This is a genomic window from Alteromonas sp. 4NH20-0056 (assembly GCF_057539655.1).
Genome location: NZ_BAAJLS010000001.1, coordinates 458,040 through 470,700, shown reverse-complemented (window position 1 = coordinate 470,700; position 12,661 = coordinate 458,040). Strand labels below are relative to the sequence as shown.

The window sequence follows — 12,661 nt, the reverse complement described above, 5'->3', positions numbered from 1 at the left end:
AAGTAAGAGTGTGTTATGCGATTAAGTACGGTCTATTTAGCAAGCGTAGTATTCACAAGCGCTACATTCCTTCCATTTTCTACTAATGCTGCCGACTACGTTGTTTCCTCTCAAGAACAATATAAAACCGTTTCAAGTAACCTCGCGCCTGGCGACAATATCATTTTAACGTCTGGTGTTTGGCAAGATTTCGAAATATTGCTAGAGGGTGAAGGAACAAGTGAAGCGCCAATCACCTTAAAAGCAGAGTCAAACGGTGACGTCGTCTTATCAGGCAAGTCAAACCTAAGGCTTGCAGGGGAACACCTCGTTGTTTCTGGCTTAGTGTTTAAGAATGGTTACACGCCAAGTAGCGCTGTTATCGCATTTCGTAAGAATAAAGAACGCTACGCCAATAACTCCCGCGTAACTAACGTTGTTATTGATAACTTCAATAATCCAGACAAGCAAGAATCCGATTATTGGGTTGCCCTTTATGGTAAGCATAACCGGTTCGATCACAACCACTTAGAAGGAAAGCGCAACAAAGGCGTTACGGTGGCTGTGCGTCTTAATTCAGAGGCGAGCCAAGAAAACTACCATTCAATAGACCACAACTATTTTGGCTATCGTCCCACTTTCGGTTCAAACGGTGGTGAAACCCTTCGTATTGGAACGAGTCACTATTCTCTTACCGACTCATATACGTTGGTAGAAAATAATATTTTCGAACAAACTAACGGTGAAGTAGAAATTATCTCCGTCAAATCGGGTAAAAATACACTGCGCGGTAACGTATTTATATCTGCCAGAGGTACACTCACGCTTCGCCATGGCAATGGCAACATTGTGGAAAATAATGTGTTTCTAGGAAATGAGGTTGCGCATACTGGTGGCATCCGCGTTATCAACAAAGATCAGGTGATCAGAAATAACTACTTAGAAGGCCTTAAGGGCTATCGCTTTGGAAGTGGCTTCACCATTATGAATGGCGTTCCCAACTCTCCCATCAACCGCTATCACCAGGTAGAAAACGCAACGATTACAAACAATACGTTTGTGAACGTCGACCATATACATCTTGCTGCAGGCAGCGACGCCGAGCGAAGTGCCGCGCCTATATCATCTATTTTTAAAGACAATGTGGTTTATAACCAAAATGATACCCAGCCATTTTCTATTTTCGATGATGTCAGCGGTATTTCTTTTCGTAATAATGTAACTAATACAGAGACTGCAAAACCCATTGCGCGCGGATTTGATAAGCAAAAACTGTCACTGAAAAGAGCGGCAAACGGACTTTTTTACCCTGAAGGGACTGCTCAAGGAGTTGCTAAAACATTACCCGTTACCAGTAAAGATAGCGTAGGAACATCCTACTACCCCAAAACGGTAGTCTCTGATGATTTCGATACGGGCAACATTATTGCCGTTGAAGCCTCCGCAAACGCGTTGAAGAATGCCATAGCAACAGCACAAAGCGGTGATGTGCTAGTGCTCGCTGAGGGAGAATTCGTTGTACCGTCTGTACTCTACATTGATGACGCTATAACAATAAAAGCCAAAAGCTTGCACAAAACGACCCTGTATTTTGAGCGTACTGCGCTATTTGAAATTCGTGATGGGGGAAGCTTAAAACTTGACGGTTTGGTTATCTCTGGCGCACAAAGCCCTGATTCTTCGGGCAACAGCGTGGTACGTACTAAGAAATGGGGTATGGTCAATAATTATCGTTTTTCATTGGAAAACTCGATAGTAAAAGACCTTGATATTAACCATTCTTTCTCATTTTTTACCACAGGGAAAGGTGCCTTTGCTGACGCGATAACGCTTTCTAATAATACCTTTACATCAGTTTCAGGAGATATTCTGCGCTTGGATAAAGAAATTGAGGACTATGGTATTTACAACGCTGAATACGTCACCCTTAAGCAAAACACTTTTACTGATGTAAAAGGTGGCGTACTTAAATTATATAGAGGCGGTACTGATGAAAGTACATTTGGCCCGCACCTACACATGACCCACAACGTGCTAAGTAATGTGGGTAACGGTAAGCGCAACAAAAAGGGAGCGAGCGTGTTCTTACACGGTGTTCAAGTTACTGATGTACAGAGTAATGAATTTATTCAATCAGCACCGCTTGTTATTGACCACACGGTTGGTGAGCCTATCACTTCCGTAATCGATAATACGTTTACGGCGACACCGACAATACAAATCCAAGAACTTCATGCCGAAGGACCACACACTGCAATACTCAAAAATAATATTGTTGAGGTAAAGGAGGCGAGTAACCTATGAAAACGCTAGCAATTATATCATGCGCCACAGTGGTGCTGTTATTCGCCGCGTCATCGCTGTCGTTTCAGTCGCAGGCTGCCCACCCTAACTTGGTAATTACTGAAAGTGATGTGGTTGACATGAGAGCGGCCGTGAAGGAAGGAGGTCGCTTTTCACACGCCTATCATGCACTGAAGGCAAACATCGACTTTTACATGACACAGCCCAATATTGTACCTGTGCCAAAAGATGGTGGCGGCGGTTACACCCACGAGCGTCATAAGAAAAACTATCAGCTAATGTACAATGCAGGCGTGCTGTATCAAATTAGTCAAAACGAAGCTTATGCCAACTATGTTAAAGGTTTACTGCTCGATTACGCTGCGCTGTACCCTACACTTGATGTGCACCCAAAACGAAAAGTAAAGTCGCAAAATCCTGGCAAGTTGTTTTGGCAGAGCCTAAATGAAGCAGTTTGGCTAGTGAATACCATTCAAGCCTACGACCTGGTTTATACAGCGTTGAGTGATGGCGAGCGTGCAACCATCGAAAATAACCTGTTAAAGCCTGTTGCACTATTTCTGTCTGAAGGCCAACCGTCTACATTTAACAAAGTGCATAATCACGGTACGTGGGCTACAGCTGGTGTAGGTATGGCTGGTTATGTGATGGACGAACCAGAATGGGTAGAGAAGGCGTTATACGACTTAGAAAAGTCGGGTAAAGGCGGGTTCCTGCGTCAGCTTGATACACTGTTCTCACCTCAGGGCTATTACAACGAAGGCCCTTATTACCAACGCTACGCCCTCATGCCGTTTGTTACTTTTGCTAAAGCGATTGAGAATAACCAGCCTGAAAGAAACGTATTCGATTATCGTGATGGGGTTTTACTCAAAGCTATTGATACCACCATACAGCTAAGCTACAACGGTTTATTTTTCCCCATAAACGATGCTATCAAAAGCAAGGGAATTGACACTATCGAACTTGTTTATGGTGTGGCGGCAGCGTATGGGCGAACAGGCGATACAGCCTATTTAGACATTGCCGACAAGCAAAACCAAATTGTATTAACTGGCGATGGCGTAAAGGTAGCAAAGGCCTTAGACGACGGCTTAACTACACCATACAAATTTCGCTCTGTGGCCTTTGGCGATGGTAAGGATGGTGATGAAGGTGCGTTAGTTGTCATGCGCAGCGAGACAAATGGGAACTCTGCAGTATTGTTTAAACCCGCCGCTCAAGGTTTAGGCCATGGCCATTTCGATAAACTTACATGGCAGTTCTATGATGCAGATGAAGAAATCGTATCTGATTATGGTGCGGCTCGTTTCTTAAATGTGGAAGCAAAATTTGGTGGTCGTTATCTGCCAGAAAACAATAGCTATGCTAAACAAACCGTTGCGCATAATACGGTAGTGGTCGACGAGAAAAGTCACTTTGACGGTAACGTTGATTTAGGTAATCGCAATGCACCCACATTGAATTTCTTTGAAACGAATACATTTGGCTCGATAGCCAATGGAGAAATTGGAACCGCCTATGACGATGTGTCGTTAGAAAGAACGTTGGCGCTTATTGACCTTCCTAACGTGGATAAGACGGTTGCGCTAGATATTTTCGACGTGACCTCTTCAAGCAAACATCAGTTCGACCTTCCGCTTCACTACAAAGGGCATCTAATTGATACCAACTTTCCGATGACGGCAAACACATCTTCACTTCCTGCATTAGGGAAGGACAATGGCTATCAGCACCTTTGGCTTAAGGCTAAAGGAACGGTGGAAGATACTTTATCAAGAGTGACCTGGCTAAACGACAACGGCCATTTTTATTCTCAAGTGAGTTTAGTCACGACGCCAGAAACGTTTTTATTCACTCAGCTTGGTGCTGGCGATCCTAATTTTAACCTTCGAAACGAAAATGGATTTATTCGTAGAGTAGAAGATGCGTCATCTCACCAGTTTGTGTCTGTGCTTGAGCCTCACGGGAGTTATAATCCCAGCAAAGAGTTTACGCTGAATGCGTCAAGCTCAATTACCGAACTTTCAATGGCTGAAGAGTCTGGGATTGTGCTGGTTACATTAACTGCCGCCGAACACAAGTTTCTGATTGCGATAGATAAACGAAGCACCGCTGCAGATGATTCAAACTCTTTCACTTTCAACAATACTGCATATTCTCTTGATGGCCGATTTGCCGTTTATGAGCTGTAACACGATTAGGAATAGATATTATGAATAAGCAAAGCGAACACTTTTTATTCGGCAATGAAACACCTATTGAAGACTTAGGAAATGGCCTTAAGCGCCAAATGCTTGGATTTAACCACGAGCTGATGGCCGTTAAAGTGTTTTTTGATAAAGGTGCTGAGGGTTACACCCATAAACATCGTCACTCGCAGGTGACCTATGTAGAGTCTGGTGAATTTCATTTCAGCATTGACGGTGAGATGAAAATTCTCAAAGCCGGAGATAGCTGTTTAATTCCTCCCCATGTGGAGCACGGTGCAATATGCCCAACAGGCGGTGTGTTAATTGATACATTTAGTCCTGCACGCGAAGACTTTGTAGGGGAATAGCCATGAAAGTAAACGGCTTACGCTGGTGGGTAATAGCACTTATCGCTCTTGCTACCATCATAAATTACATAGACCGTCAGGCGCTTAGCGTTTTATGGCCAGATATTGTTGAAGACTTGTTCCCAGATAAAAACGCGCTAGAGCGAAAGCAAATTTACGCCAATATCTCTATCGTGTTTGTGTTCGCATACGCCTTTGGCCAAGCTATTTTCGGGAAGGTGTTTGACTGGGTAGGCACCCGGTTAGGTTTTGTGTTGTCTATTGGTGTGTGGTCATTGGCTACTGTGTTACATGCCTTTGCACAAGGTGTACTCAGCTTTAGCTTTTTCCGCGCTATTCTTGGTGTTGCCGAAGCGGGTAACTGGCCCGGTGCGGCGAAGGGGAATGCCGAGTGGTTCCCCACTAAAGAGCGTGCACTAGCACAGGGCATTTTTAATTCGGGCGCGGCTATCGGCGGCATAATTGCTATTCCCGCTATAGCAATGCTTACTGTCTACTTTAATTGGCAAATGGTGTTTGTGATTGTAGGGGCCATTGGTTTTTTATGGCTGGTTCCTTGGTTGATTTTGGTTAAGTCGCCGCCGGGTAGTCACCCTTGGATTACGGAAGAAGAAAAGCAGTATATTCTTACCGGCCAGCGCGCAGAAGATAAAGATAAGCACGGAAATGCGTGTGAAGAATATAACCCGTCTACCGCTGAGTTATTAGGTCATAAAGAGAGCTGGGGCGTTATTATTGCGTCAGCCGCTATCGATCCTATTTGGTGGTTATTTGTTTTCTGGATCCCTATCTATCTTAACGAAGTGTATGGCATGGACGTACAGTCTATCGGCCTATACGGGTGGGTGCCTTATGTGGGCGCAATGTTCGGAGCTTGGTTTGGTGGTCTGCTTGCCCAAAATAGACTGAAAGCAGGTTGGAACATCAACAAAACGAGAAAGCTCACGATTACGCTAGGCTGTCTCATTATGCTGCCTGCCTTACTGGCAATGGCAAATCCTGGCGCCCCCGTGATTGCAGTACTGATCATGGCCGTGATTTTGTTTGGATTTCAAACTGCAATCGGTAACGTTCAAACACTACCTAGCGATCTACTAGGAAGAAAAGCGGTGGGTACATTATCAGGGTTCTCCGGCATGGCTGCAAAGCTCGGTGCCGTAGGACTTACATCATTGGTGCCTTTTTTAACCGCAGATGGCAATTACACCCCTGCTTTTGTAATCGGTGCTTCGCTAGCCATTATTGCGATGGCTGCTGTGTGGTTCCTTATCCCTAAAGTTGAGCCGTTAACAAGGTCAAAGTAACGCCAGCAGTGCCCCGTTTTTTTAGCGGGGCACACAGCTGACCTCATAACGTAATTGAGTGCAAATAATGAAAAAAATCTGCTTTATGGGTGAGTGCATGGTTGAACTGCGCCCAGTCGAGCCGGGAAAGCTGAATCAGTCATTTGCTGGTGATGTTTATAACTCCGCAGTTTACTTAACACGTTGTTTTAACGATGTTAGCGCGTCCATGTTAACCGCTGTTGGAAGCGATAGGCTGAGTAATGAGATGGTGACTCGATTCAAGCAAGATGAGCTTGATACATCGTATGTGTTTCAGCATGAAACTCGTTCCATAGGGCTTTACTTAATAGAAACTGACGAAACAGGTGAACGTAGTTTCACCTATTGGCGCAGTGAGTCTGCTGCAAGACAGATCATGTCGTTTATCACACAAGCACAAATAGATTCGCTTAATGACCTAGACCAATTTGTATTTTCAGGAATATCCATAGCAATCATTGAAGCAGGCGATAGAGAAGCGTTTTGGCAGTTCCTCAACACACTGAAATCAAAAGGGGTTCAAATTGTTTTTGACCCTAACTACCGCGCTAGGTTGTGGAAAAACGAGTCTGAGGCAGTGATTAATTTCGACAGAGCCTTTGAACTTTGTGACGTAACACTTGCAGGCGTTGAGGACTTAACTTCTCTCTATGGTGTTCACACCTCTGCAGAAGTACTCAGATTGTGCCAAAAGCATGATATCGATGAAATCATCGTAAAAGATGGGCCTTCTTCTGTTATCTCGTGTTTCGACAACGAATGTTTAGAGCACGCTATCACTCACGTCAGTAACGTTGTTGATACCACATCAGCAGGTGATGCATTTAATGGCGTGTATTTAGGCGCAAGACTTTCGGGTAGCACTATCAGTGATGCGATTTCAGTTGCCGCTAAAGCAGCTGGGATAGTAATACAGCATCCTGGGGCTATCATCCCCAAAGGCTTGGTTGAGAAGGCCATCGGCTGAGAAGGTGATCACAAGCTAGAAAATAGCGGCCGATAGTATAGAGAAGCTATCGACATGCTCTTTTATTCTCCCAAAAGAGAACGAATGAACAAAAAATAAGTCGCGATTAAAAGCGCTACAACACAATAGACACTGCACTTACACACTAAGCTCGGGGCGTTTGCCACGACAAAATAATATGGAGATTTTTAAATGACCCGTTTTTCTGAATTAATGTCGGGACAGGCTCTGCTGCCCATTATCCAAGCCAATTCTTGTGAAGAGGGCGTAAACATTGCCAAAGCGATGGCCGAGGCCGGTCTTAATTTGGTTGAAGTGGTGCTTCGTACAGATGCATCGCTTGATGCACTAAGCGCTATCAAAAAAGAAGTTCCTTCTTTGTGTGTGGGGGCTGGAACGGTTATTAATAAGGGTATCTTAGACAAAGCCATTGATGCTGGTTCAGATTTCATTGTTACACCCGCGGTTTCAAGAGGGCTGTTAGCTGATCTTTCGTCTTGTGGCTTGCCCGTACTTCCTGGTGTGTCGAATACGGGGGATATTTTGCTTGCGCTGGAAGCTGGTTTTGAAGAACAAAAGCTTTTCCCTGCGTCTCTTTCCGGTGGGGCACCTTTTTTGAGCGCAGTCTCTTCGGTATTTAAATCAGTTTCTTTCTGCCCGACTGGCGGCGTAAATCAAAACAACCAGACTGATTATCTCTCTTTACCCAATGTTTTCGCGGTAGGTGGTACGTGGGTAGCTAAGAAAGAATGGGTTGATGCAGGTAACTGGCAAGCGGTTACCAACGCGTGTCGAGAAGCAATAAAAGGCTAAATATTATGGATAGTTTAAGGTCTGCCATTAAACCTGGCGTGGCGCTCGGTGAAGAGGTGTCATCACTATATACCCATGCACGGCGTAACGAATATGCCTTTCCTGCGGTAAATGTTATCGGTACACAGTCAATTAACGCAACGTTAGAAGCTGCGAAAAGTGTTAATTCTCCCGTAATTATTCAGCTCTCGCACGGTGGTGCGCAGTTTTTCTGCGGTAAAGGATTGTCACTACCAGCAGATGAAAAAGCCGTTATTGGAGCCGTTGCAGCAGCAAACTACGTACATCAGATTGCTGAAAAATATAACGTGGCAGTGATGCTACATACCGATCATGCAGCCAAAAAATTACTGCCATGGATTGATGGTCTTCTCGATGAAGGTGAGAAGCATTATGCGCTAACAGGAAAGCCTTTATTTAGTTCGCACATGATAGACCTTTCAGAGGAATCCTTAGAGGAAAATATTGAGATATGCGCTAAATACCTCGCTAGGATGGCAAAAATAGGGATGACTCTTGAGATAGAGCTTGGTTGCACAGGCGGCGAGGAAGATGGTGTTGATAACAGCGATATGGACAACGCTATGTTATACACCCAACCTGAAGATGTCGCCTACGCGTTTAAAGAACTGAGTAAAATTAGTGACAACTTTATTATCGCTGCGTCATTTGGGAATGTTCACGGCGTTTATAAGCCAGGAAATGTGGTTCTGACCCCCCAAATTCTTAAAGATTCTCAGCATTATGTTTCGCAGCAGTTTTCGCTTCCTAACAACAGTCTGAATTTTGTCTTTCATGGCGGAAGTGGCTCAGAGCCTGAGAAAATAAAAGAATCGTTGGGGTACGGCGTTGTAAAAATGAACATCGATACCGATACCCAGTGGGCAACGTGGGAAGGTGTACTTAATTATTACAACGATAAATCGGGTTACTTACAAGGGCAAATAGGCAACCCTGATGGTGAGGATAAGCCAAACAAAAAGTTTTATGACCCCCGTGTATGGCTGCGACATGCAGAGACCAACATGGCAAAGCGGCTTGAGCAGTGTTTTGCTGATTTGAATTGTATAGGGCGTTACAAATAATGCGTCGGTTAATACCAGTACTAAAAAAAGATGGCGTTGAAACCGATCTTATTATGCTTATTAGGACTGTCCTTGCGGCGTGCAAAGAGATTTCTTTTCGTGTCTCCCAGGGCGAACTTGCAGGTGTGTTAGGATCATCTTTAAATGAAAACATTCAAGGTGAAGTGCAAAAGAAGCTCGACATCCTTTCTAATCAATTACTTAAAGACATCCTACTTGACGATGATGCGGTGAGAACCATTGCGTCGGAAGAAGAAGATTATGTCGTGAGCGGAAACCCAAAGGGTAAATACATTGTTGCGTTTGATCCCCTAGATGGAAGTTCAAACGTGGACGTGAATGGACAAATAGGCACCATTTTCACAATTTATGAGGCAAGAGATGACGTGCCTTGTGACAGTGACGAGCAATTCCTTCAGCCTGGCAATAAGCAAGTATGCGCAGGGTATGTATTATACGGGCCTTCTTCAATGTTAGTGATGACCACGGGTGGTCCTACTCGCTGCTATACATTGGATAATACCCACGGTGGCTTCCTGCTTACTAGAGACGTTCTAGAAGTACCAAACGACAGTAAAGAGTTTGCAGTAAACATGCTTAACTATCGGTATTGGTCTGACTCGGTTAAACATTACTTCGACAATGTTCTCTATGCATCAGACACGTACGCCGGCAGTTCACTTCGCTGGAATGCTGCCATGGTTGGTGATGTACATAGAATTCTGTGTAGGGGAGGGGTCTTTTTGTATCCCCAAGACACTAGACCGGGTAACCAAAATGGGAAGTTAAGGTTACTTTATGAAGCAAACCCTCTTGCATTCTTAATAGAGCAAGCTAAGGGATGCAGTACTGCAGATGGTAAAAGGATTTTAGATATTCAGCCTCAGGGTATTCATCAGCGCGTTCCTGTAGCGATGGGATCAAGGAAGCAGGTACTCGTGTACAACGAACAGACTACGAATAGTAAGTCGAGAGTAAATGCTTCATGAAAAGTATAAATATGAGGTATGACCAATTTTAAAGTGCAAGTACGATTATTCGTCGGTAGGGCATGCATCATATAAATGGTGTTTAGTGTTTTATTTTTGTAGGGTTTTGATATAAAAGGTTTTTTCCTCTTTTAGGATTGGGTTTGTTGTGCGTCAATTGAAATATTACCAATTGCGTGTATATTGACACGACTAACATAGATAATATAAAAGTATTGATGCCTAGCACAGAAGTTATCTCTCTGGACATCTAGCATTTATTTTTAAGGGTTCAACCATGAAAAGCCGCCGCATGTTCTGGCAAATTGCCGAAAAAATTCAGGCATTAATTGAATCTGGGCTATATCCTCCTGGAAGTAGGCTTCCACCGGAGCGAGAGTTGGCCGAATCATTCGATGTGAGTCGCCCGACTATTCGTGAGGCCATAATTGCATTGGAAGTACTTCAACTGGTAGAAGTGAAAACAAGTTCTGGTGTGTACGTGCTGGATAAGCCTAAAAACACTAACGATGCACCTGCAGAAAAAATTAGTGCTTTTGAGCTAACGCAAGCTCGCGCACTCGTTGAAGGTGAAGCGGCGGCGCTTGCTGCACTGTCAATATCCGATGAAGAGCTTAAAGCTCTGGCAGCAACACTTGACGCCATGGAATCAGGTATAGAAGCAGAAAAAGCCGACCGTGAATTTCACCTCATTATTTCAAAAGCAACGCGCAACAAAGCCATTTTACTGGCCGTGAATAAGTTTTGGTCTTTAAGAGATTCTCAGCCTCAGATTACACAGGCCTATAGTACTGTTTGTAGTCAATCAGACAAAGACAGATTGGAAGAACATACTAAAATTTACCAGAGCCTAAAAGAGCGTAATTCGCAAGCGGCCCGTGCTGCTATGCACGCGCATTTTAATAGACTCATTAATGCATTATTTGAAGCGAGCGAAGCTCAGGCTTTAGAAGAAGTTCGTAAAAAGACGAGTCAAACAAGAGACTTATATTCTTTAAGCCATCTACGCAATTAACTCAGTACGCCCCCAACGCGTCAAAACAAAACCCTACTATGCAGTCCTTCGCATAGTAGGGTTTTGATATTTTATTAACTTCTCGCTTTAATACCTATTCGCTTTCTGCGTAGTTGTCATGACTGTTTTTGATAGAGTAGAACGTGATTTTCGCTCGCTCATCGGCGTTACTTGAGTTATTGACATGATAAACGCCGACCTTAAAATACATATACTGATCAGCTTCGTCATAACGACTTCCCGTCATATCGTACGTACTCACGATATCTGCCTTACCTTCTCGAGAAATGGTTACGAACAGGGTGTTACCAAGTACTTCGATGGTATAGCTAAACGGCTCGTTAAGTGCGATGCCATCGCTAGGGTTATTCGCTGAACTACTTCTAGAACCAATCATTTCAATCCAGTCTTCGCTCTTTTCCTGAGAGCCATCAGCACTGGCACGCTTCTCGTGAGCAAAATAAATAGCCCCCTTATCATTTTTAGGAAGCTTGCGGTAGTACAGCCTTACGGGTTCGTCGTCATTAGCATGAATTTGGCCAATAATGACCCTGCCAACTTGATAGTCTTCACCCGTTGTAGTGACCTCATTGACAGCAAGGGATACACTAAGTTTACCATCAACTCCACCAGCTGCAGCGCGTGCACTTTGGGGGGCAGAGCTAAAGACCCAATTGTTTTTATTTACGCCTTGAGTGCTAATACTCGTGTTCCCTCGTCTCAGCATTTCTCTAAGCTCAACTCGCACATAGCTGGTGTTTTGAGAGGTCTTAAATCCATACGAAGGAGATCGCATCACAATGCCTGCATCATCATTGGCATAGAAATATTCGGAGTTAGTGTACCCAGCGGCCAGCTCGTTCTCATAAATGCTATCTGATGTTCCTGAACCGTCCTCGTCAGTGGGCACGCTCACATACCAATCAATTAACTCAATGCCAACTTCGTTAGGAAATACATCAACAATTTCACCGTCGCCTGATTCGCAGTTATATGCATCTAACTCTACAATGGCGGTCTCATCGTTCACTGAGTTTCCTGACCCTGTGATGCGAAGAAAATTCGTAGATGTTGGTTCTTCAAAGCTGATGAGTTCAAACCCTGAATGCCGACCACTAGAGCGTGCATTGCTAAGTAAAGTGTTCCAATCATCGCCGTTAGACGAGCCTTCAACTGAGAAGCGATACTTACGTTCGCTGCCTTTAAACCACTTGATCTGAAGGCTGCCTACTTGTCGCTCTTGGCCAAAGTCTAACGTTAACGGCTCATCACTAAAGCTACTTTGCCATCGTGATTCGCTAGCCGTATTGTTATCGACAGCGTTGCTTGCAGAATAGGTGTTCGAGGCTGAATCGTTGCTTTCCGACACGTCAATTGGCAGTGCGGTTAAAGAACATGTTTCCACTGCAGTGGGAGGCGGTGAAGGCACTTGAGGCATGGCCGGCTCTGAAGAGGGCGACGATTGAGAGCCGGAGCCACCGCACCCCGTTAACGTTAAAAGGGTACACAATAAATATAAGCTACGCATGAAATATTGCTCTTTAATGAAGAAAAAATTAAGCGCAGAGAGAAGATAGCGTTATCTTCATGTCTGCGCTCTTTGCACTTACAAGGTTGATGGTGC

The 12,661-nt window shown here is 44.3% G+C and carries 10 protein-coding genes; 9 read left to right on the top strand and 1 reads right to left on the bottom strand.

Going from position 1 to position 12,661, the window contains the following annotated elements; genetic code table 11:
- Positions 1–15: 15 nt before the first annotated feature.
- The 9 genes from AC27EZ_RS02135 to AC27EZ_RS02095 all read left to right on the top strand — a co-directional run bounded on the left by AC27EZ_RS02135 (position 16) and on the right by AC27EZ_RS02095 (position 11,037).
- Entirely contained in the window at positions 16–2,283 is a 2,268-nt protein-coding gene (locus AC27EZ_RS02135) for a polysaccharide lyase 6 family protein (RefSeq protein WP_487133720.1), read from the top strand.
- Positions 2,280–4,478, top strand: a complete 2,199-nt coding sequence (locus AC27EZ_RS02130; RefSeq protein WP_487133719.1) for a heparinase II/III domain-containing protein — start codon at positions 2,280–2,282, stop codon at positions 4,476–4,478. The genes AC27EZ_RS02135 and AC27EZ_RS02130 overlap by 4 nt, the downstream gene beginning before the upstream one ends.
- A 20-nt stretch (positions 4,479–4,498) precedes the next feature.
- Positions 4,499–4,843, top strand: a complete 345-nt coding sequence (locus AC27EZ_RS02125; protein WP_487133718.1) for a cupin domain-containing protein — start codon at positions 4,499–4,501, stop codon at positions 4,841–4,843.
- Between the two features lie 2 nt (positions 4,844–4,845).
- Positions 4,846–6,147, top strand: a complete 1,302-nt coding sequence (locus AC27EZ_RS02120) for an MFS transporter (protein ID WP_487133717.1) — start codon at positions 4,846–4,848, stop codon at positions 6,145–6,147.
- A 67-nt stretch (positions 6,148–6,214) separates the two neighbouring features.
- Entirely contained in the window at positions 6,215–7,135 is a 921-nt protein-coding gene (locus AC27EZ_RS02115) for a sugar kinase (protein ID WP_487133716.1), read from the top strand.
- 192 nt (positions 7,136–7,327) lie between these two features.
- Complete coding sequence (gene eda, locus AC27EZ_RS02110; protein ID WP_487133715.1) at positions 7,328–7,948, top strand: bifunctional 4-hydroxy-2-oxoglutarate aldolase/2-dehydro-3-deoxy-phosphogluconate aldolase; 621 nt, start codon at positions 7,328–7,330, stop codon at positions 7,946–7,948.
- A 5-nt stretch (positions 7,949–7,953) separates the two neighbouring features.
- A complete protein-coding gene (fbaA, locus tag AC27EZ_RS02105) occupies positions 7,954–9,033 on the top strand; it encodes a class II fructose-bisphosphate aldolase (protein WP_487133714.1) in 1,080 nt (359 codons plus the stop codon).
- A complete protein-coding gene (locus AC27EZ_RS02100; protein WP_487133713.1) occupies positions 9,033–10,022 on the top strand; it encodes a class 1 fructose-bisphosphatase in 990 nt (329 codons plus the stop codon). Before fbaA ends, AC27EZ_RS02100 begins: the two co-directional genes overlap by 1 nt.
- Positions 10,023–10,299: 277 nt before the next feature.
- Positions 10,300–11,037 carry a FadR/GntR family transcriptional regulator gene (locus AC27EZ_RS02095; RefSeq protein WP_487133712.1) on the top strand — a complete coding sequence of 246 codons (738 nt, stop codon included), beginning with the start codon at positions 10,300–10,302 and terminating at the stop codon, positions 11,035–11,037.
- A gap of 94 nt (positions 11,038–11,131) precedes the next feature.
- On the opposite strand, the gene AC27EZ_RS02090 is transcribed toward AC27EZ_RS02095, so the two are convergent.
- A complete protein-coding gene (locus tag AC27EZ_RS02090; RefSeq protein ID WP_487133711.1) occupies positions 11,132–12,565 on the bottom strand; it encodes a polysaccharide lyase family 7 protein in 1,434 nt (477 codons plus the stop codon).
- Between the last annotated feature and the right edge of the window lie 96 nt (positions 12,566–12,661).